The organism is Methanobacterium formicicum DSM 3637 (assembly GCF_000302455.1).
In the GTDB taxonomy this organism is placed as follows: Archaea; Methanobacteriota; Methanobacteria; order Methanobacteriales; family Methanobacteriaceae; genus Methanobacterium; species Methanobacterium formicicum_A.
The window spans coordinates 111,283-134,957 of the sequence record NZ_AMPO01000005.1 but is presented as its reverse complement, the minus strand read 5'-3'; the positions used below and the strand labels follow the sequence as shown (position 1 = coordinate 134,957).

At 38.2% G+C, this 23,675-nt stretch carries 26 protein-coding genes; 12 read left to right on the top strand and 14 right to left on the bottom strand.

Annotation, left to right across the window (positions count from 1 at the left end; genetic code table 11):
- Window positions 1–22: 22 nt before the first annotated feature.
- Together A994_RS07010 and A994_RS07005 are read right to left on the bottom strand one after the other, a co-directional pair.
- Window positions 23–1,141 (bottom strand): type II secretion system F family protein, encoded by a 1,119-nt coding sequence (locus A994_RS07010; RefSeq protein WP_004030693.1) that lies wholly within the window; start codon window positions 1,139–1,141, stop codon window positions 23–25.
- Between the two features lie 172 nt (window positions 1,142–1,313).
- On the bottom strand, window positions 1,314–2,942 hold the full coding sequence (locus A994_RS07005; protein WP_004030692.1) for a CpaF family protein: 1,629 nt from the start codon (window positions 2,940–2,942) through the stop codon (window positions 1,314–1,316).
- Between the two features lie 124 nt (window positions 2,943–3,066).
- Between A994_RS07005 and A994_RS07000 the strand changes: the two genes are divergently transcribed.
- Complete coding sequence (locus A994_RS07000; protein ID WP_004030691.1) at window positions 3,067–4,050, top strand: 50S ribosomal protein L11 methyltransferase; 984 nt, start codon at window positions 3,067–3,069, stop codon at window positions 4,048–4,050.
- 17 nt (window positions 4,051–4,067) lie between these two features.
- On the opposite strand, the gene A994_RS06995 is transcribed toward A994_RS07000, so the two are convergent.
- The 7 genes from A994_RS06995 to A994_RS06965 all read right to left on the bottom strand — a co-directional run bounded on the left by A994_RS06995 (window position 4,068) and on the right by A994_RS06965 (window position 9,729).
- On the bottom strand, window positions 4,068–5,315 hold the full coding sequence (locus A994_RS06995) for a tripartite tricarboxylate transporter permease (protein WP_004030690.1): 1,248 nt from the start codon (window positions 5,313–5,315) through the stop codon (window positions 4,068–4,070).
- Between the two features lie 385 nt (window positions 5,316–5,700).
- On the bottom strand, window positions 5,701–5,970 hold the full coding sequence (locus tag A994_RS06990; RefSeq protein ID WP_004030689.1) for an elongation factor 1-beta: 270 nt from the start codon (window positions 5,968–5,970) through the stop codon (window positions 5,701–5,703).
- Window positions 5,971–6,261: 291 nt separating this feature from the next.
- Window positions 6,262–6,423: a zinc finger domain-containing protein gene (locus A994_RS06985; protein ID WP_004030688.1), complete on the bottom strand. Its 162-nt coding sequence runs from the start codon at window positions 6,421–6,423 to the stop codon at window positions 6,262–6,264.
- On the bottom strand, window positions 6,424–7,068 hold the full coding sequence (locus A994_RS06980) for an amino acid kinase family protein (protein ID WP_004030687.1): 645 nt from the start codon (window positions 7,066–7,068) through the stop codon (window positions 6,424–6,426).
- A 152-nt stretch (window positions 7,069–7,220) separates the two neighbouring features.
- Window positions 7,221–7,562 (bottom strand): peptidyl-tRNA hydrolase Pth2, encoded by a 342-nt coding sequence (pth2, locus tag A994_RS06975; protein ID WP_004030686.1) that lies wholly within the window; start codon window positions 7,560–7,562, stop codon window positions 7,221–7,223.
- A 264-nt stretch (window positions 7,563–7,826) separates the two neighbouring features.
- Window positions 7,827–9,020, bottom strand: coding sequence for a YcaO-related McrA-glycine thioamidation protein (locus A994_RS06970; protein ID WP_004030685.1), 1,194 nt, complete (start codon window positions 9,018–9,020; stop codon window positions 7,827–7,829).
- Between the two features lie 112 nt (window positions 9,021–9,132).
- Entirely contained in the window at window positions 9,133–9,729 is a 597-nt protein-coding gene (locus A994_RS06965) for a zinc metalloprotease (RefSeq protein WP_004030684.1), read from the bottom strand.
- 221 nt (window positions 9,730–9,950) lie between these two features.
- Between A994_RS06965 and A994_RS06960 the strand changes: the two genes are divergently transcribed.
- The 5 genes from A994_RS06960 to A994_RS06940 all read left to right on the top strand — a co-directional run bounded on the left by A994_RS06960 (window position 9,951) and on the right by A994_RS06940 (window position 14,482).
- A complete protein-coding gene (locus A994_RS06960) occupies window positions 9,951–10,421 on the top strand; it encodes an HIT family protein (RefSeq protein WP_004030683.1) in 471 nt (156 codons plus the stop codon).
- A gap of 152 nt (window positions 10,422–10,573) precedes the next feature.
- Window positions 10,574–11,578: a M24 family metallopeptidase gene (locus A994_RS06955; RefSeq protein WP_004030682.1), complete on the top strand. Its 1,005-nt coding sequence runs from the start codon at window positions 10,574–10,576 to the stop codon at window positions 11,576–11,578.
- 164 nt (window positions 11,579–11,742) lie between these two features.
- A complete protein-coding gene (locus A994_RS06950; RefSeq protein WP_004030681.1) occupies window positions 11,743–12,678 on the top strand; it encodes a type II secretion system F family protein in 936 nt (311 codons plus the stop codon).
- A 15-nt stretch (window positions 12,679–12,693) separates the two neighbouring features.
- Entirely contained in the window at window positions 12,694–12,912 is a 219-nt protein-coding gene (locus tag A994_RS06945) for a class III signal peptide-containing protein (protein WP_004030680.1), read from the top strand.
- Between the two features lie 163 nt (window positions 12,913–13,075).
- Complete coding sequence (locus A994_RS06940; RefSeq protein ID WP_004030679.1) at window positions 13,076–14,482, top strand: lactaldehyde dehydrogenase; 1,407 nt, start codon at window positions 13,076–13,078, stop codon at window positions 14,480–14,482.
- Window positions 14,483–14,743: 261 nt separating this feature from the next.
- On the opposite strand, the gene A994_RS06935 is transcribed toward A994_RS06940, so the two are convergent.
- On the bottom strand, window positions 14,744–15,466 hold the full coding sequence (locus A994_RS06935) for a tRNA-binding protein (RefSeq protein WP_004030678.1): 723 nt from the start codon (window positions 15,464–15,466) through the stop codon (window positions 14,744–14,746).
- 498 nt (window positions 15,467–15,964) lie between these two features.
- Between A994_RS06935 and A994_RS06930 the strand changes: the two genes are divergently transcribed.
- The 4 genes from A994_RS06930 to A994_RS06915 all read left to right on the top strand — a co-directional run bounded on the left by A994_RS06930 (window position 15,965) and on the right by A994_RS06915 (window position 18,746).
- Entirely contained in the window at window positions 15,965–16,294 is a 330-nt protein-coding gene (locus tag A994_RS06930; RefSeq protein ID WP_048204142.1) for a PRC-barrel domain-containing protein, read from the top strand.
- 5 nt (window positions 16,295–16,299) lie between these two features.
- Entirely contained in the window at window positions 16,300–17,064 is a 765-nt protein-coding gene (locus A994_RS06925) for an aspartate dehydrogenase (protein WP_004030676.1), read from the top strand.
- Between the two features lie 368 nt (window positions 17,065–17,432).
- Window positions 17,433–18,179 (top strand): tRNA(His) guanylyltransferase Thg1 family protein, encoded by a 747-nt coding sequence (locus A994_RS06920; protein ID WP_004030675.1) that lies wholly within the window; start codon window positions 17,433–17,435, stop codon window positions 18,177–18,179.
- A gap of 123 nt (window positions 18,180–18,302) precedes the next feature.
- Window positions 18,303–18,746: a Mov34/MPN/PAD-1 family protein gene (locus A994_RS06915; RefSeq protein WP_004030674.1), complete on the top strand. Its 444-nt coding sequence runs from the start codon at window positions 18,303–18,305 to the stop codon at window positions 18,744–18,746.
- A gap of 207 nt (window positions 18,747–18,953) precedes the next feature.
- Here the strand turns inward: A994_RS06915 and serA are convergent, their stop codons facing one another.
- Window positions 18,954–20,525 (bottom strand): phosphoglycerate dehydrogenase, encoded by a 1,572-nt coding sequence (serA, locus tag A994_RS06910; RefSeq protein WP_004030673.1) that lies wholly within the window; start codon window positions 20,523–20,525, stop codon window positions 18,954–18,956.
- A 526-nt stretch (window positions 20,526–21,051) separates the two neighbouring features.
- On the opposite strand from serA, the gene A994_RS06905 reads away from it, so the two are divergent.
- Both A994_RS06905 and A994_RS06900 read left to right on the top strand, forming a co-directional pair.
- The gene (locus A994_RS06905) at window positions 21,052–21,393 is read left to right on the top strand and encodes a heavy metal-binding domain-containing protein (protein WP_004030672.1); all 342 of its coding nucleotides are present in this window, start codon (window positions 21,052–21,054) and stop codon (window positions 21,391–21,393) included.
- Between the two features lie 106 nt (window positions 21,394–21,499).
- Window positions 21,500–22,249: a hypothetical protein gene (locus A994_RS06900; RefSeq protein WP_004030671.1), complete on the top strand. Its 750-nt coding sequence runs from the start codon at window positions 21,500–21,502 to the stop codon at window positions 22,247–22,249.
- A 133-nt stretch (window positions 22,250–22,382) separates the two neighbouring features.
- Here A994_RS06900 and A994_RS06895 read toward each other — a convergent pair whose 3' ends face one another.
- The 3 genes from A994_RS06895 to A994_RS06885 form a co-directional block, all read right to left on the bottom strand.
- On the bottom strand, window positions 22,383–22,673 hold the full coding sequence (locus A994_RS06895) for a hypothetical protein (protein ID WP_004030670.1): 291 nt from the start codon (window positions 22,671–22,673) through the stop codon (window positions 22,383–22,385).
- Between the two features lie 125 nt (window positions 22,674–22,798).
- Window positions 22,799–23,080 carry an ArsR/SmtB family transcription factor gene (locus tag A994_RS06890; RefSeq protein WP_004030669.1) on the bottom strand — a complete coding sequence of 94 codons (282 nt, stop codon included), beginning with the start codon at window positions 23,078–23,080 and terminating at the stop codon, window positions 22,799–22,801.
- 33 nt (window positions 23,081–23,113) lie between these two features.
- Window positions 23,114–23,422, bottom strand: coding sequence for a hypothetical protein (locus tag A994_RS06885; RefSeq protein WP_004030668.1), 309 nt, complete (start codon window positions 23,420–23,422; stop codon window positions 23,114–23,116).
- Window positions 23,423–23,675: the final 253 nt, after the last annotated feature.

Sequence of the window (23,675 nt, the reverse complement as noted above, 5' to 3'; positions counted from 1 at the left end):
GAGGATTTCATACATTTGATTTTTATACCTTTGGTTCCAGTCTTTTTATCATAAATGCCATGAAAGCCACAATAGCCGGGAATAGGAATAAATACATTATTATAAGTAGCATAGGTGGCACAATTGGCCCCATAACTGTAGAAGCGGCAATCAACATGATCATGGTAATAACTGGACCCAGTATGGCCACAAACATGTAGATCATGGTGAAAGAGTTGAGTTTCTGGGCGTAATCCTTGAGTTTCATTCTCATTTCGTAGGCAGTATCATCGGCAATTACACTCAGTGTTTTGGCCAGATCCCCTCCACTGGACAGGGTTCGAGTGATCTGGTATATTGCCCTGGTTAAACCTTCAGAGTTGATTCTCTCACTCATATCCACCAGAGCTTTTTCAGTGGTTTCTCCGTATTTTATTTCTTCCAGGGCTCTGGCAAATTCTTCAGATAAAGGACCGTACCCAGACATAGCTACAGAACGCATACTATCGTGTAGACCTATTCCTGCCCTTAATTCTGTGGCCATTTGTCTTAGAGCAAAAGGTAGCTCTCTTGAAGCTGCAGTAGAACGACCTCCAAGTTTGATTTTGGGCATGTATACAATGAACATGGTCATCAGCAGGATGATGATACCAAAGACCAGTCCGATCTCCACCCCGAATCCCAGTACCACTATAACTGTGAAGATAACTGCAAACGCAAGTACACCCATTATTAAAATGAGTTTTGGATCAAGACCTGTTTTTTCTTCCTCTTTCAGGAGTTCTTCCAGAGAAGCTTTCTGTACCGCTGTTTTTTTGGCTTTATCTTCATCTTCAGGTTTTTCTTTCCGTTCATACTTCTGGTCAATTAGGTCCCTGAAAATTTCAATTTCATCCTTTTCCATGCCCATCTTTTTAATGACTTTGCGGGGAGATTGAGTCTTAGAAGCAGATTTAGAAGGTTCAAATGTACTTAAATCAGTTTGAGATTCTCGTTTAATGGTTGGCCTTGAAATTTTAGGCCTTTCAACTTCCCGAATCCGTTTAACTGGCTTTTGAACCCCTTCACCGACCTTCTGAACACCTCCACCCACTTTCTGGCTGGAGTTAACCGTTAAATTTCCTATACGGTTGAAGACCTTTTTAATGCCGCCAAAGACCATTTATTTCACCAAAACCTTTTTTTATATCCAACAAATCATTATACTTAATATCTGTTGATTGTTATTAAACCAATCTCTTTTCCTTAACCCCTGAATTCTATTCAATCTAAATTTCCTATTCAATCTAAATCTTTAATAAATCACTGTTATTAGATTAATTGAACCCCTAATTTTATAGTATTCTATCCATCATTTCATCTGGATCTTTGTAGTAACTATTCACACAGCGACCTACTTCTTCAATGGAACGGATGTTGTTATCGGCCAGGTACTCCAGTACCAGTCTTCTTTTTTCTATTTCCTCTTCGATTTCGGTAATGCTCACACCCCTCATTTCTGCCATTTCACGGAGGGTTTGACTGGCAATTCCCACATATTCCACTTTATCAGTGACGTTATTCCACTCAAACACGCGGTTTAGCTGTACATTTCCCTCTTCCATCCCCACAACTTCTGCAACTTCAGTGACACGCCTTAGTGATCCTCCTTCTGCACGGTACATCCTGTTCTGCATGATAATGAAATCCAGAGCAGGGATCATGATGTTAGGTACGCTCATAGGCGAGTTTATCAAACGAGTGATGGTTTCTCGGGCAGTGTTGGAGTGAAGGGTTCCCATTCCTGAGTGACCTGTGTTTAATGCTGTGAAGAGTGTTATGGCCTCTGATCCACGAACTTCACCAACAATTACTCTGTCCGGCCTCTGACGGAGGGAGTTCTTTACCAGGGTGTCCATGGTAAGTTCACCCTTACCTTCAATGTTAGGGGGGCGGGTTTCCATACGCAGAACGTGAGAGTGAGGTAACTGCAATTCCAGAGTATCTTCAATGGTTATAATACGCTCTCTGGGAGGCACAAAGGCGGCAATGGTGTTCAGGGTGGTGGTTTTACCGGAACCAGTACCCCCGGCAATAATAGCGTTACATGGTTTTACACCCATACCATCGGTACAAAGCCACAGGAAACCTGCCAGGTGGGAGGACATGGTTTTGAAGTTGATTAAATCCACTACAGTGAGTGGGTCTTTCCTAAATTTCCTGATGGTCAGAGTGGGTCCATCAGCAGAAACAGGTGGTAGGGTAGCATTAACCCTGGAACCATCTTTAAGACGGGCATCCAGTATGGGAGTCTGCTGGTCAATACGACGGTTCACCTGCCGGGCAATAACATCTATTATGGCTCTTATATCATCATCAGATTCAAAAACCACGTTGGTGACCATCATCCCAATTTTACGGTGGTAAACAAACACCTTGCTACCAGTACCAATGACCATTATCTCTTCTAGATCATCGTCTTTGATCATGGGATCCAGTTTTCCGTACCCCAGCATTACCTGGGAGATCTGTGTGGCCAGTCTTTCCACATCTCGAACTCCCCTGGTCCTTAAGAATTGTTTAACTTCTCCAATGAATGATTCTTCGTCAATATTAAATTCTTCACCCTGGGCAACAGCAACTTCCACCAGTTTCTCCCGGACTTCATTGAAAATCAGTTCTTCCTTATCTGAAAAATGAGGGACACTCACGTTGTATTTTGGAATCAGACCTTCCTCTATTATTTCAGCCTTTAACCCGTCAGAAGATTTCCTAACCTTTTTTTTACGTTTAGGTGTCTTCTTCATTATTTTATCTAAGGTGAATTCTTCTTCCTCTTCCGGAGCTTTTTCCACAACCGAAGCCACCTTCTTCTCACGGGGTAAAGGATATTCATCTTCTTCGGCTAAATCATCATCATGATCGTCGTCAGAACCAAATTCCCCCAGAAGGTCCTTCAGTATTTCCTTACGTTTGTCCTTCATTTTCTCACATATTTTACTGTTAGATTATCTGCCCATAGGTGATATGACCATACATGATTAAATTATTCCATTATTATTAGATTAGCTTAATATTATTTATATAAAGTATCAAATATTTAAGTATATGGACATAAAGTGCAGATGCAACCAAGAATGTATAAAAAAACCTCCTGCAGTCTTAGATGAAATTGGATATATTTATTCTCCCTGTGATAACTGTCCAGAATGGAATTTCAAGAAGTTCAAACCATTCATTGAACAGATGGATCCTAATCAAAAGATAGATGCAAACTGGGGAAGATGTTCCTGTGGTCGTCGCCACCTGGACCTGGTAATAGCTCAAATCTTAATGATCATGCAGGAAGAAGGATTGAAAAATGAAAAAACTACCCTTAGAAATACATGCATCCCCTTAATAACACCTGCATATCCACTTCAACATGCCCCCTACCTTTCAAAGGACACTTTAGTAGTATTATCCCCTGATTTCAATGAGAAATGTGCAACACGAGTGCTGGTAGAAGTTCCTGAAGTTAAAGGCGTGCTTAAAGGAGATATTAAAGACACCGTTGGAATTAAAGACAATGAATTATCATCAAATGAATATAGGCTCCTTGCTGGCTGTGATATGCGCTGTGACCTGGTGCAAACCTCTGAAGGGACTCTCCTCATCTACAAACATCAGGGTGAAATACATATAGAATTTCCTCAACCAGTATCTCCCAAAATTTCCACCCTAAATAAAGTGATGAGTAAATATGAAAATCCCAAAGTTTTAGACTGCACCTGCGGTCCTGGAACCTTGGGAATCGCAGCTCTTAAGAAAGGTGCCAGTAGAGTGGTTTTCAATGACCTCTGGTATCCTGCTGCCCGCACTACTGCCCTTAATCTGGAAGTTAATGGGTTTCCAGTAGACTTTTATGACTGCAAAAAGGGACTCATAGCACGGGGCAAATCATGTGATGTGTACTGCCTGAATGTGAATGAACTAGCATCGGTTTTAGAGGAAAAATTTGACATCTGTCTGGTGGATACCTTCCCAGGAGTAGACACCACCACATTTACCGAAGCTGTGATGGATCTTTGTGAAGAAATTGTGATTATTTAAGGTGCTGTGAATCTCTATTAACCCATTCCCATGTAAACCACAATTGCAGGGACAATTAAAACACCCATAAGGTTGGATTTGTTAATATCCAGGTAATGGGGGAGTAATCCCAGAGCGATTGAAGTCACGTAGGTTACCATGACAAAAAGGAGGTTTGCATGTTCCATCACTCCAAAAAGAACCACCAGAAAGCTCATAAAGATTATAACCACCCAAGATAGTTTTTCATAATTTATTTTTTCTATTGAATGGCTGAACCAGTCCCCTAATTTTATGCAAAGCACCAGTGAGATGGACACTGCAGTTACAGATGAAAATATCATGATCAGGAGATGATTGAAATCCAATCCCTGTAACAGCTGGTTCACGTAAACTGCGATTCCACTACGGGGGTTACCAATTAAGTAGATTGCTATCAGGGAAAATAACGCATCTGATACATTTACCCCACTCATGGCCACTAAAAATCCCTCTCTTTCGCTCCCGGCATCTGAGCTGCCACTCAATTCCTGGGCCAGAAGACTTCCCTGTGCCGGTCCCATTCCCGGTAAAAATCCCAGGATACTTCCGGCAATTCCTCCAGCGAATATCCCCCGAATAATATCTCCATCAATTTCAAGGTGGTGGTGCCGGTTTTGGGGAGGTAAGACCGATTTCTGGGAAAGACTAAAAAGCATGGTACTTACCCCAAAAAGGCCTGAAAACAGGCATAAAAGCGAAACACTTGAAGATAATGGGGAATTCAGGGCAGTCCATCCCATGATCCCTGAAAAAAGAAATAAAATTGAAGACCATATCAATGAATTCCAATCCCTGCTAAGGCGTATTAACATGTAGACCACCACCACTGACAGTATAATCCAGATATAAGGCTTTAAAAATCCATATAATGGAGGTAATCCCGCCATGAACAGTGGTAAAAGAAGGATGGTTGTGATCATGGCCCCAAAACCACCCAGTGAAACCAGGCGTATGGCTTCCTTTCCCCTTCCTTGAAGTAAGAGATGGTGTCCAGGCATAACTGAAAGCACAGTTCCTTCTTCAGGCACTCCCAAAAACATGGAAGGGATGAACTCCATTAGGGCATGGGAAATGGACATGGATAATAAAAAAACCGCCAGAACTTCCGGCGAATAGGAGTAAAGTAGAAAGGGTGATGCTGAAAAAACAAATGCCCCAACGGTGTTTACATGAATTCCCGGAATTAAACCAGTGACAACACCACATGAAACTCCAATAATACAGGCCAATAAAATATCAAACACTCTAAAACACACCCATTGCCCATTAATCCTATTTATCAAGAAATGTTGATTGACGTATGAATATTATTAATTATAAAAATAGTATTAATATAGTTATCTAAAACAGGTGGATCGATGTCTAAAACAGGTGGATTGACAATTGCAGAATCCACCATAATTGCAGAATCATCAAAAAAATGAAAACATTCAAATGAGCAATAAATGGATAGAAGTCTAGATGAAAAAAAAATCTAATTATACATTCTTATGATCATATAAAAGACCATTATTTCTTCTAAAAAAAGACACTGATGAATTTTAAAAAGATATTATTGATTCAAAAAAAGGTTTTGGGAAAAATAGGTTCCCATTAAGTTAATTTAAATGAGACGCTCGTTAAATTAACTTACATTAACCGGCGTACGTCAACAACTTCTACACTGGCAACATCGTCGATCTGGGCAAAGATTTCTTCAGCTTTTTCTGTTCCACCTTCACCATCATCAACCACTACTGTTACATTGAGAGCTACCAGACCAAAAGCTATTGGCTCTTCTTCTATTTTGTGTAACTCAGTTCCTTCAGGTATTGATTGAGAAACTTTTTCATTTAACTGAGCAAGATCCACTTCGGGACTTTCTGGCATTAATTTTATGGTTGCAACTACTTCTCCCATATTAATTCCTCCAATTAATTGAATTCCAAGGATGTTAAAATCCCTGGGATATCTTTATTATATACTAAATTTGAATGTTAAATTAAATATATCTAGACCTGATTTAACTTAAACTCATACCTAATCTTGATAAAAGCCAGTAAAAGCCAAAGGCCAGTAAAATCAGTTTTTTTAGATTAATGAAATTAAATTTAAAGATAATTATTTAAGGATTTTTAAGGATTTATCTTATATTAAGGAGCATAAAAGCATCTTAAGTGTCCTTAATAACCTTTAAATAGTCCTTAATAATTATGGGCCTTTAAATCCGCACTTGCACTGGTAAAGATGGCCGAAAGTTCGGCATTTCTGGCAGCGGTACAGTATTTCTTCACATTCAGGACATTCAAATTTTACATAAGTTTCTACAGGTGATATTTCTTGTTTGCATGAGGTGCATTCTATTTTTTCCATTCAATCTCCTCCGATAAACGTGTTTATAGAGCTTCGCCCGTCTAATATGGCCAGAACCCTCTCGGGGTGTTTGCCATTAACAACATAAGTGCTGGTTTTATATTTAAGTAAAAGCTCAGCAAAGCTCTCATCTAGTGATGTTTCACCAAAATTTAGAAGTTTTTTTGCACTAATTTCCTTGATGAATTGGGCGCCATCCATTGATGGTCTATGTGTGTATATACCATCTACATCCGTGGTTATTAATAGTTTCGCATCAAGCAGATCTGATAGGTATAATGAAATGGAATCAGAGGTTACCCTCCAGGAGTGTTCCAGTGGATCAAGATATTCAAGGATCATTGATGGGATTAGAACAGGTAATTTTCCCTCATTTAGGACTTTTTTGGCTTTTTCTAACGATCTGACCGCCTCTGCTCCTTTAACCTTATCAGCCAGGAGCATTCCCAAAATATCCATACATAAAATAGCAGTTTTATGACTGGCCGTGGGGGAAAAATTCAATTCATGGTGGTATTCCCTGATCTGGTTGGCCAGCTGGCCACCTCCACAGATTATCAGAACATCTTCACCTAACAGTTCCTGAGCTAGATTGATTGAATAGTGGGGAAAAAGACTTCCACCGATCTTAACCACCCATTCCATTTTAATTCTCCTTTTAATATTAGTTAAAGCATGAATTGATCTTAATAAGACATAGTATCTTAATAAACAAATATCTTAATAGCACAGTATCTTAATGAGCATAGTTAATTTATTTTACAAAAACTAAGATCAAAAGTTACATGATCATATGATTATTTGAGTAACTTCAGATCCTGAGTTATTTTATCTATTTTTTCATCCTTTTCGGGCCCTATTCCCAGACCGGTTACTGTGGATGGTGGAAGTTCAGTGTGTCCTGCATCGGTTACCAGGAAACTGGGAATTTCAGCTGCTTTTACCAGTTGGTAGACTTCAAATAGTTCTTCCTGGCTTTTTACCTGAACAACGACTTTTTTCCCGCCTTCCAATTCCCATTCTCTTATAACTCGTTCATCAGCCTTTTTATAAGCTCCTAAACTTGCATGACACGCCTGGGCGGCTAATTTACCCTTACTCATTTTCAGATCTGCTCTCATTACAATAACTTGTTTCATTTTATTACACCAAATCAAAAGGAATATAATATTTAAATTATTATTAAATCTTTTAATTCTTATTAAATCTTTTATTAAAATAATTTCTTTAATTAAATTAATTTATCTCAGCAATTTAATAGAAATTTATTCTCACAATCGTTTACAAATACATTCCTTTACATTATTTAATCTATCTTTTATCCCTTAATCTATCTTCATTAGAGTCACCAGGTTTAGTAGAATCTCTAAAATCAAGGCTCATTTTATATGAAAATAAATCATTCACTGCCTAAGTCTTTTCCCAATTCTTTCGGTATCAACTGAATAAACTTCCATTCCCGGAATAACAACCCTCACTACTGGAATCTCAATTTCAGGCCGAGTTAGATCTGTGTATAACACTTTATCAAACCCACATTTATCCAGGAGTTTCAGGGAAGTTTCAATATCATCCTTAAACGAACTTTTTGCCTTGCTTTTAATATCTGCGATATTGACACTATCCTGGAATTCCCCAAACCAGTGCTTGTTAATCCGTTTCATACGCTGATAGCCTGCTTTACGCATGAACACTGCCCGGGTGGTGTCTTCGCGTGTGCCGTGGATCTGGGTAGCCCTGCTTTGTGCCACCTCGGTTAAAGCCCGTAGAGCTGCAACTTCAGGGTCAAGATGAGTTCCCACACCCAGCGTTAGGAGTGCAGGATCTTTAAGCACTGTATCATCGGATACTGCAGCCATGGTGGTTATTTCCACATCCGCAGTGAGGTCAACCAGCTTAACATCCACCCCGGCCTTACGAAATTTGGATAGAACATCATTTATCAGGGGGTTATCCGTGTCTTCACAATTCACTTCGCTTTTTGGCTGGCGCAGGGCTTCAAAGATGCTCCAGGCATCCCTTTCCACCACTTCAGTTATACCGTGAAAAACTGCCTCTTCTAAGACATTGCCCGATGCCAAACCATTGGTACTTGATTTGAAAAGAGAATTTCCATTAGCAGTTGATTGGTACGGATGGTAAACTGCATTGGCTGGTACCATGCACTCTGTATCATTTTTAGCATTAACCGCTTTTACCCAGTCAATTTCCTTTTCATCTACATTTAGGGAAGCAGGTAATATCAGTGAGGATGGACTAATACATCCCTCCATTTCTTTGAAAGAACCACAGACTATTTTTTCATCATCAGATTCCTGTTGTTCAGCAGAATACCTTTCAAAGGCTTCCATCATTGCTGATGCCTTGGCCTGTGGTTTGGTAGCTCCTTTCCCTGCATAAATACTCACTGCACCTTCTGCAGCACCGGGTCGGATTGCAGAATAGACCGGTATTCCAATACGATCCAGGTGAGTTATTTCCGCTATTCTGGTAACCCCTGCAACAGAAAGCTTTTCCTCTACCTTTTTTATGGTTTCTGTAGGGTCACGACAACGGTGGGTGCCTTTAAAATATTTTACAGGAATTTCTTTGAACATTTTAATCATCTACTAAGTTTGACTAATGATTGATATTCCTCGTCAGATATTCTTACTGTAATGAGAGAGTCTGATCATACTATAATGGAGCTTGATTGAATCATACTATACATTACAGCATGTAAGACAAAATATAGGGATAAGCCATCATTATAAACGCTATCCCCGTGGTAATAACCCATATTACTGGATTCCATTTTAAAACTTTCGCTCCATCTAACATGAAAACAGGGAGCAGGTTGAAAAATGCTAAAAAGCTGTTAATGGTGAATCCTAAGCTGCAGATTAATAGTAATATTGGTGAGAATGATGCGAATTGGATTAAAACGAAGAATATTAAAGCCAGTGCTATGTTGGTTAATGGTCCAGCAATGGATATTTTTCCGTTTTCTTCATTGGAGATGTACTGCCCATGAATGTAAACTGCACCAGGGGCCGCGAATACAAATCCCAAAGCTGCTGTTATTACAGCTAGAACCAATCCTTCAACCCAGAGCCGATATTCCGCATAAAACCCATATTTTATTGCCATAAATTTATGGGCAAGTTCGTGGAACACGAAGCCGAAGCCTACTGCAACCATTGTAACTGGGATGAGCGATATGAAGTCGCCCTGATTAATGTTTCTGAATACGTAAGCAAAAACTCCTCCAATGACCAGCATGGAGATTAATATGTCCCTGATTTCATGGGATGTGAAGTTAACCATAATTATATTAAAGAATCTCTCCTCATTTATAAATGATTTCCCAAATCATGATCATTCATCAAAACATTAAATATTATTTAATAATATTAAATAGCAATAAGAGTAATATTAATAGGAGTAATATTAATGAGAGTCAATAATTGCTATAATTAAATGGTATTAAGAGATATTGGCTTTAAAATAAGACATAATAATTTTTTTGTAAAACTATCCCAATTAGGGTGATTTCCACGAATTCAACTTGTGAATACTGCCAGATAGCAGGAGGATACGGGAAACTTTTATGGGAAACAAACCACTGGAATGTGTATTTAGCACCCAGTCAACGTTATCTTGGAACCTGTGTGGTGGCTCTTAAAAGACACTGCAGAGATCTTTCCCAGGTAAATAACGAGGAATGGATTGATTTTGCACAGATAGTGGAAAAACTGGAAAAATCACTAACACAAACATTCCAGCCCACTCTCTACAACTGGAGTTGCTTTAAAAACTCTGTTTTCAGGGACAAAAACCCTAATCCAGAAATCCACTGGCACTTCATACCCCGTTACCATGAACCAGTGCATTTTGAGGGGATCAGTTTCCCTGACCCTGATTTTGGATACATTCCAATTCCGAAAAAAAGAGAAATCCCCGTGGAAGTTATGGAACAACTCGCCATAAAGATTAAAGATAATATTATTAAAGGTTAATATTATTATTAAAATTTTATATTGAAAAAATTAATGATTTGAAGATAAGATATATTTTTATGGAGTATTTATTAAATTGAATTTCAAATCACATTTAAAAACACCAAATATAGATAAATTAAAGCATATCTAATCATTTGCAGGGTTATCCTATGAAAATAGATGAAATAATAGAAAAAATAGACCAGGAAAATCTTAACTCATTAATCATCCTTAAACCTGAAAACATAGCTTACATAACCGGTTTTATGCCTTCAAGCACCTCGGTCTTGATTTTAAAAGAAGAACCAGTTTTTTTAACCTCAAAATTAGACTTAGAGGAGGCCAGTCAAAAATCTACAGTGCAGTTGGAGGAATTCAAATCATTAAGTGACATTAAAAAAACATTAAAGGAAACTGTGTCCGGAAAGGTGGGTGTGGAAAATTCCATGACTGTGGGAACCTGTAAAAAATTATGTGAAGATTTCCAGGTAGAAATCACCGAAATCATTGAAGGTTTACGCACCATCAAATCCCCAGATGAAATTAAAAAGATTAAAGGAGCCATCAAAATTGCGGAAGACTCCTTTAAAGATCTCGATTTTTCAGCAACTGAGGATAACCTGGCAGCACAGCTGGAATATAACATGAGATCTGCAGGTTCTCTGCGACCTTCCTTTGAAACGATCGTGGCCTCCGGACCAAGATCAAGCCTCCCCCATGCTTCTACCACATCCCAAATAGTGGAAAGCCCAATAATGATAGATTGGGGTGCATTTTACCATAATTATGCATCGGACACTACTCGAACCATAATTAAGACTGAAGAAGAGGAAGAAATTTTATCCATAGTTTTAGAAGCCCATAAAAAGGCCATTGAAACCATTAAACCAGGTGTAAAAGCATCTTACATTGATAAAGTAGCCAGAAATGTTATTGAAGACTATGGGTACGGAGACAATTTCATCCATTCTACAGGACATGGAGTAGGTCTGGAAATTCATGAAAAACCTTCATTATCTCCTAAAAGTGATGAAAAACTCAGAAAGGGAATGGTAGTGACTGTTGAACCGGGAATATACATTGAAGGGAAATTTGGAGTTAGGATTGAAGATATGATTCTGGTAAAAAACCAGGCAAAAATTTTAACCAACTTACCCCGGAAAATTTTCGCCTGAAAAACACTGAAGATTTTTCTAATTTAGTCGATTTCAATAGAATTAGAGTAATGGTATATTATTATAATGTATAAGATAAATTAGAATATAATATATTATATACCGGATAATAATATACTAATAAAGCCATACAAATATACCAGCATAACAATAAAGGTGAGAAAATGGCAATCATACCTTCTGCACTTTCCCCCATATCCAATAGTATAGATAATATTTTTCCAGACAAATACCTGGTTCGAATGCAGGAAATTCTGATTCGTTCCGGGACTTATGTTAAGGCCTCTGATCTTTTAACTCTGATTTTTGGTGCAGGAATATTTTTAGGTATTATCGCCCTGGTAGCATTTACCGTACTGGGGTCAAATCCAGTAATAGGTTTTATTCTTGGTTTGATTGCTCCAGGAGCCATTATCTTTATCTGGATTTTTTTCATGATGGAAAGGAGAGTGGATTCCATTGAACAGGGAACTCCTGACTTTTTAAGACAGATCGCATCACTTTTAAGATCAGGAGTAGGTGTAGAAACAGCAATGGAAGACATATCCAAACATGGAGAAGGTCCTTTAACTGATGAATTAAAAAGAGCAGTAATTGAAATAAAAATTGGAAGTACCTTTGAAGATGCCCTTCTGGGGATGGGCGAACGTTTGAAATCCAAAACACTGGATAGAACATTCAGAATGATTATTGAAGGTAGGAGAGTTGGGGGTAGCCTTGCAGATGTTATTGAAACAGTTGCAGAAGATCTGAGAGCTATTCTGGCATTACAAAGAGAACGTAGAGCCAATGTTATGATGTCAGTGATGTTCCTGTTAATTGCAGCAGTTATTGCTGCTCCATTTGCACTGGGGATGGCCATGTCATATTCAGCTTTCATTGAATCTTTAGGAAAACCCAATCCACTATTAGGTGCTGCGTCCATCGGAGCAGCAGGATACATTATCATCCACTCCGTAATTGCCGGTATTTTAATGGGGATCGTACTTTATGGTAGTGCAAAGAAAGGTGTTAAATTCGCACTAGTCCTTGTTCCAGTGTCATACGGCTTATTCTATGTGGTCATAACCTTTGCACCCAGTCTACTTTTGGGAATTTAAATAAGGAGTGTTTCTATGAAAAAAATAGAAATAGGAATAGTTAAAGATGAAGCAGCCCAAACTTCTGCAGAATACGTGCTGATACTGGGCGGAATCATAGTAATCGCCCTGGTGGCAATCATCGTTTATAAAAACTACGTTAGTGGTGTGGGTAGCAGCCTTAACGGTGGCAGTGAAATGAATAGTATCAATGGCAACCTCACACAAATAAACAAAACCCTGAACAAGACTTAATATAATCTCTTAAAAGGGTAAAAACAGATTATAGGATGTTAAATAACAAATAAATGATGTTAAATATCTAAACCATTTAAATCAATGAAATTTGATATTTACCCTCCTGAAATTTTTAAAAACTATTTTTTTAACTTAAATTATATTTCTGGGAGCAAGTAACATGAAAATGTTAATAAACGGAAATTTAATTGATAAAGAAGACAAAATCGCCGTTATAAATCCATTCAACAACCAGACTGTGGATGAAGTTCCAGTAGGCGATGCGAAAGATGCGCGTGCTGCTATTGATGCTGCTAACAAAGCAAAGAAATCCCTGAATGAAATGTCTTCACGTAAACTGTCCAGGATACTAAATGACATCCATCAGGACTTAAAGGAAAAGCATCAGGAAATATCCGAACTCATCACCCTTGAAACTGGTAAACCAATTCGTGAATCTAAGGTAGAAATGGATCGGTCCCTGCAAACTCTGATCATGGCTGCTGAGGAATCAAAAAGGATACATGGAGAAACAGTTCCCCTGGACGCGGCCATTGCAGGTAGGAGTGCTTTTGGTTTCACCATAAAAATTCCATTAGGAGTAGTTGCAGCCATAACCCCATTCAATTACCCGGTTAATCTGGCCATACATAAATTAGCCCCTGCACTGGCTGCTAAAAACACGGTGGTTTTCAAACCATCCAGTAAAGCTCCCCTGGCTGCACTTAAAATGGCACAGATAATGGATAGGCACTTACCAGATGGAGTGGTGAATGCCATCACTGGCAGTGGCAGTGTTTTAGGGGATGAAATAGTGACCAATGCCAGAGTTAATAAAATATCTTTCACTGGAAGTGTCCCTACCGGTCTTTCCATTGCCAAAAAAGCAGGTATGAAAAAGTTAACTCTGGAATTAGGAGGAAACGACCCTCTTGTGGTTATGGATGATGCTAACCTGGAAGCAGCAGTTATGGGGGCAGTGGGTGGTTCTTACCTCAATGCAGGGCAGGTTTGTATTGCAGTTAAAAGGATTATTGTCCATGAGAAGGTGGCAGACCAGTTCATAGATGATCTGGTATTCCGCAGCAAAAAATTAAAAATTGGGGACCCTATGGATCCTGAAACAGAAATGGGCCCCCTTATTGATGAAGATGCTGCCATTCATGTAGAAAAGGTTGTTAATACTGCTATTGACAATGATGCCCAGCTTCTCTGCGGAGGTAAGAGGAAAGGTGCATTTTTTGATGCCACGGTACTTGATCATGTGCAGAAAGATATGGAACTGATTCAAAAAGAAACTTTTGGCCCAATTTCTCCAGTTATAAGGGTTAAAAACCTGGATGAAGCTATTGAAGTTGCCAACAGTACTCCTTATGGATTACAGGCAGGTGTGTTCACCAGTAGCATAGAAAACGCTAAAAAAGCCGTGCGAGAAATAGAGGCAGGTTCTGTGTTAATAAATAAACAATCCACCTTCCGAACAGATAACATGCCATTTGGAGGATTTAAAATGAGTGGAATGGGCAAGGAAGGAGTTAAATATGCGGTTGAAGATATGACCCGCAGCAAAATGGTGGTTATTGGCTGATCTTTCCAGAACTCACCTGTCCTTTGATATCCATATCATAACAAGATGGACGGATATTCCAGAATCACCTAAAGATTATTTTTCCATTTCAAGTATTATTTTCGGGTTAAATTAAGAATAAATAAACCCTGGATAATTAAAAAAACTTAGGATAATTAAAAAAAAGGTTTGATAATTAAAAAAGAGTATGATAATTAAAAAAAGTGGAAAAAATAAACAACTAAAAAAACAAAGCCGGTATCCCTGTTAAAAACCAATAAATCACTGTAAAAAGTTTTCAACAAGATTTCTAGTCTCGTTAACTGCTTTGAGTGGAATTCCATGGGGTATTTTTCCTAAATCTCCTTTCACATCCTTCAAAACAACACCATCAACCCCTAAAAACATTCCCTCACTGGTGATGCCCATGAATACTTCTGGAGGAAGCAGAGCAACTGCCACCTGATTAGCCTCTTTAATTTCAAGATCATTGGTTACCACAGTAAGAGCTCGTTCTTGCAGGTTAACATTGCACACCAGGAGCTGGTCTGCATGAGGATGTCTGGAAACACTGGAAATTTCCCCTTTTTTAATATCTATCCCTATCACCGGGTCATTGATCTGTCCCAGGCTGAGGCGATTAACCAGACCCGAAATGGTGTTCAGGAAAAATTTGATCTTAGCCAGGGACTCCTCCAGTTTCTCTTTCTCATCACGATTAGCCAGTTCCAGGAATTGCCTGTGCCATGATTCCCCTCCCAGAGCTTCAACTATTTCCATTGCCTGATCTTCCAGTAAACCTATTTGGGGGGTTTTAGCCATTTCTGATGGTTCCAGGTATGAATAATAAAGTGTCTGAATTTCTGATGTCATTTTTCGGGCAGTCTGCAATGCCTGCTTTTTATTCCATTTTCCTTTGAAGTTAGCTCCTTCAACAGCTCTCAGGAAAAGTTCAACTGATTTTTCTGCCACTAAAAGCCGGTAATCTTTACTAGTATCCCACATTAGAGCACCTACATATTATCAATAGATTAATCAACATAATTTAATCAATAGAATCTTTTTTTTAGTAAATTTTTAAGTTATAATCTTTCAAAAAATTATAATCCATAATTATCAAATTATCTCACAGATTTCTTATCAGATTATCCCATCTTAAATAGATCATGATTTAAGTGACTACGGACTAAATGATTAAGATCTTACCCATTAAATCTTCCTGACTTAATTAATTTTTCACTAAGTTCAGATTAGGTTCTTATATTTCTGCTTAATGATCTTCTGGAGTTCATGAATTATTATCTCCGGATAATATGCTTAATGATACCAGAAAGGACCCCGGAATTTAGGTGTTGCCCCAAATTTATCTGAGAAAACCTTCTTATTTCGAAATATTTAAGTACAGGGAAGGGTTTAATTTAATTTAGTTAACGGTACACCCTGAGATGTATTAAGATGAGTTTGATAAACCAGGGCAAGTGCCAAAAAATGAGAGGTGGAAATATGGTGGAATTAACGAATCTGTACAACTTAGATGTGTATACCACCCGTGGAAAATACGTGGGACGCATCCATGACGTGATCTTAAACATCAAGAAAGGCAGGGTTTCAACCCTGAAAGCCGTTGCCACAAATCCTGACAAAAAAAGTGTGGGTATTAAAGATGTTATAACCAAAAGCATACGGATAGTTCCAGAAGGGGATGAAATACGACCTCTTAGAGAAGAAGGAACCATTGAAATACCTTACGACAGGGTTCAGGCAGTAGGAGATATTTTACTCATTAGTCCAGAAATAAAAGAAACAGCAGTACCTACCAGTACGGAGACTTAGATTAAATGAGGGTTGGCATACTAGGATGCGGCGCCATAGCTAATATAATCACTAATTTTGCCATGGAAGGAAAGCTTGGCGTTGAAATCAAATTTTTTTACGATCGGGACATGGAAAGAGCCGAGAACCTGGCCTCCCAGGTAGATGGTCGGGTGGTTCTGGACCTGGAAGACATGCTTAACCATGTTGACCTGGTGATTGAAGCTGCTTCCCCCCAGGCAGTTGAAAAAATGGTCCCTCCCATCCTTAAAGCAGGTAAGGATGTAATTGTTATGAGTGTAGGGGGACTTATGGATATTAAAGTCAGGTCAAAACTGCAAAAGTTAGCTAAAGAGAATAATTGCAGAATATACGCCCCTTCAGGAGCAATTGTTGGATTGGACGGGATTAAAACTGCATCTTTAGGTAAGATTGAACGTATAACCCTCGTAACACGGAAGCCACCCCGTTCACTAGGAATCACCACTGAAAAAGAGACCATACTATATGAGGGTAAAGCCAGTGAAGCAGTTAAGAAATTCCCTCTAAATATCAATGTAGCAGCCACAGTGAGTATAGCTGCGGGTCAAGAGATTGATGTTAAGATCATAGCCGACCCCCAGGTAGATCGGAATATACACGAATTGGAAGTGGTGGGAGACTTTGGAGAATTCCGTACCATAACCCGCAACCTCAGATGTTCCATGAACCCCAAAACAAGTGTTTTAGCCGCATATTCAGCCATTAAACTACTTAACAGCCTCAATGAAAATCTGCTGGTAGGAACTTAAAATTTATTGAGGTTAGTGGCTTAAATTCATTTGAGGGTAGAACTAAAATGCATTTGCTGAATGGACTTAAATTCATTTGTTGCTAGGAACTAATTCATTTTTTATGAAATTGATTTCATAGAGAAATTGATTTTGTAAGAAATTTTTTATATAAATACTTTTTTACCATGATCAACACAGATCACTACCTAATCTCATACTCCACAAAGTATTAGGGCATCCATACCTTAATTAATAATTAATATAATAATTTTAATAGGATCAATTAGTTTTACTAAGAATCAGATTCATAATTAACCTATTAAAATACTCTATTAAAAAATTTAAAATACATTTTCTAATAAAAAAAAGAATTTGACGCTGATTAAATGAAAGAATATGAAATCTTTTCCAGTTTAAAGGTTCCCTGCACTTCTCCTACTGTGGTTAGACTTGACGGTAGGAATTTCTCACAGTTATCTCGTAAACTGGAATTTGAAAAACCATACGACCCCGAATTTGTTCGGATAATTTCTGAAGCAGCTCGTCTGCTCTTCCAGGAGTTCAGCCCTAAACTTGCATACGTGTTTTCCGATGAAGTTAACCTGCTACTGGGAGAAATACCCTTCGCAGGCAGGGTGGAAAAGATGGACTCAGTTATGGCCAGTTTCCTATGTGGTGCATTTACCCGTAAGATCATGGAGCAGGATGACTTCAAGGAAAAAATCAGTGCAACGAAACCTATTTCCTTTGATTCCAGGGTGATTCCTTTATCCCGTGATAAAGTGGTAGAGTACTTCCAGTGGAGGCAGTTGGAATCCTGGAGGAACTGTCTGAACGGATACTCATACTGGACACTGAGAGAGGACTATTCCAAGGAAGAAGCTATGCAAATCCTCCATAAAAAGAAGAGTAACCAGTTGCATGATCTGCTTTTCGAAAAAGGCATCAAAATAACTCAAATGCCAACCTGGCAGAGAAGAGGGGTTGGGATCTATAAAAAAGGGTTTGAAATTGAGGGTTTAAACCCATTGACTAATGAAAAAGTTATATCACAAAGGAAAAAAATATTTGTTGATTGGGAGCTTCCACTCTTTGATAAGGAGTTTTTCAGGACAAATTCACTGTTAAAATGATTGAATAATTAATCAAAATGAAATTAACCTTATTTATAAAAAATTAAGTTTATCTAGAGAATTAATCTTATTAATTTATGAGATTATAGTTACTGGGATTTAAAACATAAAAAATGATCCATTATGACTGAAAAAGAAACATGGATGGACAAGATTATAGGGCATGTACTCGGGAATAAGGATAAAAACTTTCAGGAAATCCTTATTGACCGGGAAGTTGTAGAAGAAATAATCCAGATCGCCCGAAAAGCTCATCCTTTTGAATTTGTAGCCATGTTAGAGGGTAAGATTAAAGATGAAACCCTGAAAATTGATGGTCTGGTCTTTTCAGCTGGTGAAACATCCCATCAAGGTGCAGTTATAAATACATTTATGATACCATTATCCACCGGCACAGTAGGCTCAGTGCACAGCCATCCAGGCCCCAGTGCATCTCCCTCAACTGCAGATTTGCAGATGTTTGCCAAAAATGGGTATTTTCATTTAATAATTGCAGAACCATACATTGAAGAAAGTATGATCGGATATAACTCATTTGGTGAGATAGCTCGTTATAAAATAATTTAAGTAACTATATACTAATTTAAGTAACTACATAGTAATTTGAGTAACTATATACTAATTTAAGTAAGTATAAACTAGTTTAAATCTAATTTAAGTAATTTATAATTAATCCAGATAAAATTCTCATCATATATTTCTCATTTTATTGTATTATTAAAAGAAGTAGTAAATAAAAAAAGGTTTTGATCAACCTTTTTTTAAAAGGTTGAATTACAGGTTAACAGCCACTGCATCGTAAACCTGATCCAGGCTCTTAATGGCATCTTCCACATCTTTTGAAACTTTCTGATCAACCTTAAGGACCATGACTGCTTCTCCACCAGGTGCCTGCCTGCCCACCTGCATTTTAGCTATGTTTATGCTGTGTTCACCCAGTTTTGTTCCTATTGAACCTATAATACCAGGTATGTCTTTGTAACGGACTATTACCATGGTTCCTTCAGTTTCAACATCCACCTGGTAGCCGTTGATCATCACAATTTTGGGTTCCTTGTCAAAAACACCCTCAACACTAACCTCATTACCATCTGCATTCATTTTAATACTTATGAGGTCTTTAAAACCCTTAGAATCGCATCTTTTACCTTCAATGACTATTATTCCCCTGTTTTTGGCTACACCAGGCGCATTTACCAGGTTAATTGGTTCAGTGAGTATGGGATTCAGGACTTCCTGCAGGATCATCCGGGTTATGATATCATTTTTTTGAACTTCAGCCAGTTCTCCGCAGTAGGTGATATTCAGTTCAGTTATGTTGCCTTTGGCAGTTTGAATCAGGAATTTTCCCAGTTTCTCTGCAAGGCCAAAGAATGGTTTGATCAGTTGAAATGATTCAGGGTCCATCACCGGCATGTTTATAACATTTTTAGGGGATTCTCCCTGGAAAACCTTCTTGATCTCCTTGGCCACAATTATGGCAGCATCCCGCTGTGCTTCCGAAGTTGAAGCAGCTATATGTGGAGTTAAGACCACATTGTCCAGTTCAAGAAGAGGGTTATCTTTTGGTGGTTCTGTTTCATACACATCAAGGGCAGCACCTCCTACTTCACCAGCTTTGAGTGCATCGTATAGATCTGCCTCTTTAATTATACCTCCACGGGCACAGTTGACAATAATAGCATTTTCTTTCATTATTTTAAACTGTGGTTCGGAGATGAGGTACTTGGTTTCAGGGGTGAGTGGTACGTGTATGGTGATTACATCGGCGTTTTTAAGGAGGGTTTCCAGATCAACCACTTCTACTCCCAGTTCTGCGGCGGCTTCTGGAGTAATGTAAGGATCATATACCATGATATCCATACCAAATGCCTTGGATCGGACTACAACCTGGCTGCCTATGCGGCCCATTCCAACGATACCCAGTATCTTGCCATTGAGCTCCATTCCCATGAATCTGCTCTTTTCCCATTTGCCTTCCTTAACTGATTTATCAGCTATGGCTATCTTCCTGGACATGGATAGAACCAGGCCCATGGTGTGTTCGGCCACGGTGATGGAGGTGGATTCTGGTGCGTTGACTACCATTACTCCCTTTTCGGTGGCTGCTTCAACATCAACATTGTCCACACCCACTCCTGCCCTGGCAATTATTTTCAAAAGAGGAGCAGCTTCAATAACTTCACGGGTTACCTTGGTCCTGCTTCTTACAACAATGGCATCAAAATCTTTGATGTCACTTACCAGTTCTTCTGGAGTGATGTCTGTACGAGCAACTACTTCTGCAACCTCTTCCAATTCTTCGATTCCTTTCTGGTTTATCTGATCAGCGATAAGTACCTTCATATTAATCCACGTTGTCCATTTTTTATTACAAACCTTAGGTTACTACAAATCTAATTATGCAATTTCAATTATCGTTCAATTATTTATTAGGTATGATGTAGATTTAAATCTGTTGTGAATTTTTAATATCTGTTTTGAATTCTAGTAGATTATATAAAAATTATATAAAATTTTTATGAAACTCCTGATACTAAAAAAACTTGTAATGAAAAATATTTTTTTAATAATCGCATTGATAACTGGTTGAATTATAAATTTAGCTGTTTATTGAGTTTTTTTAACTTTAACTATTGAATGGTTTTTAACTTCAACTAATGTTTAAACATTTAAATTAATTACTGGTTAATTTAAACATATTTCCATAGTTTTAAAGTGGATTTTGAAGATTTAAGCACTTAAAGAGCATAAATATATATCTTAGAATCACTATGAATTATAACAATGAACTTGAAATGTTCCCTTGATTAAAATGTCCGGGGAATAAAATTCTTAAACTGGAGTATAAGATGTGTTAGGAGGTTTAATCATGGTTTCAGTGGATGAATATGTTATTGTGAGCTCGAATTACATACCTGGATATGAAATTACGGAAACTAAAGGTTTTGTATACGGCCTTACTGTTCGGAGCAGAGGTGTTGGCGGACAGATAGGTGCAGGAATACGTTCCATGTTCGGAGGAGAAATCAAGGAATACGTGAGCATGATGGAAGAAACCAGGGATGAAGCCATGATGAGAGCCATAGACCATGCCAAAGCAATGGGCGCCAATGCCATAATCAGTGCCCGATACGACTCCAATGATATTTCAGATGTAATGCAGGAGATCCTGGTTTTTGGAACTGCAGTTGTGGCCCACAAAGTTGAATAAACAACAGTACTTGCAAATCCAAAAAGCATACGAGATAACTGAGAATTAAACTTAGAAATAAACTAAGACTAATCTAGAGCTAAATACATTAAACTAAGAGATTAAAATGTTAGAAGGTTACCTTGAAATAGATGGAAAGCAGATCCCACGCACTTTAATGGGAACATCTCCTTCCATCGGAGCAGCACACTTCGGCCACAGGGCCCGACTATACCTCCTGGATCTCTACCGAAACCCAGAGGCAATAGCCCAAATAATGGCCAGATCATACCAGATGGGAGTAAGGGGAATCCAACTCATACCCCACCCCCCAGTGGTAGAGGCACTACAAATTGCACGTGATCAGGGCTTTCCCCTGGATATCATAGCCACCATCCGCCCAGAGTCAGAGAACGAGGACATAACCCTTTTATCCGAGTTAGATGCCAGTGCCATGCTGGTGGATCCGGAGATCACCGACCAAAGAGACTGGAATTTGATTGGAGAAAAACTGGATGCAATTAAGGATACTGGATCAGTACCGGGCCTTATAACCCAATATCCATTTAAAACCACCATGGAACTCCTTGAATCTCCAGTAATAAACGACTTCAAACTGTATATGGTTCCCCTTAACCGCCTGGGATATTTAATGGACTGCGACACCTATAGCTCCGATGAAAGAGCCCAGTTCAGAGAAATCATCAAAAAAATGGATAAAACCATTATCGCCATGCACGTACTTGCTGCAGGAATAATGACACCAGATGATGCATTTGATTACCTTAAAACCACGGATTTTGTGGATATGGTGGCTGTGGGAATAGCTTCCCAAAAAGAAGCAGAAGAAAGCTTTTCTAAACTGTTTGAACGTTAAAAAAAACCTCATCAATTATTATTCTTTTTTTAAAAACTTATGAATCCTGCATATTTTTCAGTGCAGAGTTAACATCCCTATAATAATATTTAACAGCCCTATAATATTATTTCCCTATTCTTTCCCCTATACTTCATTCCCAACTTATTTTTAGGAGTATTGAAAGCCCGATAAATTCCAGTAAGACTATGAAAAACGCGGTAACAAACCATTTTATTAAAAAAAGTGCTGCAGCCAGGGCAATGGTTTGAAAAAGGAAGAATGATGCAAAGAAAACCAATCCTAGAGTATACTTGGATTTCATTCCCTGGTAACTTCTCCAGTATAAATATAATAGTCCGGTTAAGAGGAAAATGTTTCCAATGCTCAGTAGTTTACTGATGATTATGATAATACTAAGAAATTCAGGTGATATATAAAGCATTTTTTAACCTCTTTCACGTTTTTTAAACCATTATAAAGCTTAACAGACTTAACCTACTTAGCTTATTTAGCTTACTCAACCTAGCTTCCGGAATCATTTTCATGGCTTAAGTTGAATACATTTTATTATTTCTGAAACTGAGTCCATATTTCATGGAATGTATCGTAGTTTTCTTCCATTTTATCGGAAAGAAAGTATAATCTCCCGTATTTTTCCCCACTTGATGTTACAACACCAGATTCTTCCAAAACTCCCATATGATGTTGAACTGTTTTGTAATCCAGTTCAAGCACTTCTGAAAGCTGATGAATATTGTAAGGCCTTTCTTTAAGTTCATTAATTATCCTGGCACGGTTTTTACCACCTTTAGTGCCTACAATTAACCACCATAGAAATTTCTTTTTCATGAAAGATCCCTAACTCTATTATCAGTACCAACATCATTCCCAGCTGATTTTAAACAGTATTAACAACGCTATAAATTCAAAAACAATAAGCGCAAACATTACAATTCCTTCATACCAGTGACTAAGTACGTTGATGAAGTAAGTTCCAGTTAACAAGATATTTTGAAGTAGTAAAGCCGATGCAAACAGTAAAAGACCCACGGCATAACTTGATTTTGTTTCCCGGTAATTTCCCCAGTAAATATAAATCAGCCCACACAACAGGAAAATGGTCCCAAATCCCAGTATAACAGTTATGATTACAATTAAACTGGTTAGTAAGTCTGGTGATCCGAATAACATATTTTAAACCTCATGGTTAATGGCAGCGCTATTAAAATGGTAAGGGCTGTGCTTAAAATACTGTGATTTCCTAATGGAAACCAATCATTTAAGAAATACATAATAGCTGTAGTAATAGGTAATGTAACTATACTAAAAAAAGTTTTTCCGAAATTCACACCATGTTTTTACATTTGATTCCCAAATCATGCCCTCTAAATTATATACAATTAATTAGGGGACTCGTTAAATACTAATAATTAACCTACAGTTT

Bases quoted from the DNA above. Each gene is read 5' to 3' on its own strand.
- A994_RS07010 (WP_004030693.1), bottom strand. From the start codon at position 1,141: ATGGTCTTTGGCGGCATTAAAAAGGTCTTCAACCGTATAGGAAATTTA.
- A994_RS07005 (WP_004030692.1), bottom strand. From the start codon at position 2,942: ATGAAGGACAAACGTAAGGAAATACTGAAGGACCTTCTGGGGGAATTT.
- A994_RS07000 (WP_004030691.1), top strand. From the start codon at position 3,067: ATGGACATAAAGTGCAGATGCAACCAAGAATGTATAAAAAAACCTCCT.
- A994_RS06990 (WP_004030689.1), bottom strand. From the start codon at position 5,970: ATGGGAGAAGTAGTTGCAACCATAAAATTAATGCCAGAAAGTCCCGAA.
- A994_RS06985 (WP_004030688.1), bottom strand. From the start codon at position 6,423: ATGGAAAAAATAGAATGCACCTCATGCAAACAAGAAATATCACCTGTA.
- A994_RS06980 (WP_004030687.1), bottom strand. From the start codon at position 7,068: ATGGAATGGGTGGTTAAGATCGGTGGAAGTCTTTTTCCCCACTATTCA.
- pth2 (WP_004030686.1), bottom strand. From the start codon at position 7,562: ATGAAACAAGTTATTGTAATGAGAGCAGATCTGAAAATGAGTAAGGGT.
- A994_RS06970 (WP_004030685.1), bottom strand. From the start codon at position 9,020: ATGTTCAAAGAAATTCCTGTAAAATATTTTAAAGGCACCCACCGTTGT.
- A994_RS06965 (WP_004030684.1), bottom strand. From the start codon at position 9,729: ATGGTTAACTTCACATCCCATGAAATCAGGGACATATTAATCTCCATG.
- A994_RS06955 (WP_004030682.1), top strand. From the start codon at position 10,574: ATGAAAATAGATGAAATAATAGAAAAAATAGACCAGGAAAATCTTAAC.
- A994_RS06950 (WP_004030681.1), top strand. From the start codon at position 11,743: ATGGCAATCATACCTTCTGCACTTTCCCCCATATCCAATAGTATAGAT.
- A994_RS06945 (WP_004030680.1), top strand. From the start codon at position 12,694: ATGAAAAAAATAGAAATAGGAATAGTTAAAGATGAAGCAGCCCAAACT.
- A994_RS06940 (WP_004030679.1), top strand. From the start codon at position 13,076: ATGAAAATGTTAATAAACGGAAATTTAATTGATAAAGAAGACAAAATC.
- A994_RS06935 (WP_004030678.1), bottom strand. From the start codon at position 15,466: ATGTGGGATACTAGTAAAGATTACCGGCTTTTAGTGGCAGAAAAATCA.
- A994_RS06930 (WP_048204142.1), top strand. From the start codon at position 15,965: ATGGTGGAATTAACGAATCTGTACAACTTAGATGTGTATACCACCCGT.
- A994_RS06925 (WP_004030676.1), top strand. From the start codon at position 16,300: ATGAGGGTTGGCATACTAGGATGCGGCGCCATAGCTAATATAATCACT.
- A994_RS06920 (WP_004030675.1), top strand. From the start codon at position 17,433: ATGAAAGAATATGAAATCTTTTCCAGTTTAAAGGTTCCCTGCACTTCT.
- A994_RS06915 (WP_004030674.1), top strand. From the start codon at position 18,303: ATGACTGAAAAAGAAACATGGATGGACAAGATTATAGGGCATGTACTC.
- serA (WP_004030673.1), bottom strand. From the start codon at position 20,525: ATGAAGGTACTTATCGCTGATCAGATAAACCAGAAAGGAATCGAAGAA.
- A994_RS06905 (WP_004030672.1), top strand. From the start codon at position 21,052: ATGGTTTCAGTGGATGAATATGTTATTGTGAGCTCGAATTACATACCT.
- A994_RS06900 (WP_004030671.1), top strand. From the start codon at position 21,500: ATGTTAGAAGGTTACCTTGAAATAGATGGAAAGCAGATCCCACGCACT.
- A994_RS06895 (WP_004030670.1), bottom strand. From the start codon at position 22,673: ATGCTTTATATATCACCTGAATTTCTTAGTATTATCATAATCATCAGT.
- A994_RS06890 (WP_004030669.1), bottom strand. From the start codon at position 23,080: ATGAAAAAGAAATTTCTATGGTGGTTAATTGTAGGCACTAAAGGTGGT.
- A994_RS06885 (WP_004030668.1), bottom strand. From the start codon at position 23,422: ATGTTATTCGGATCACCAGACTTACTAACCAGTTTAATTGTAATCATA.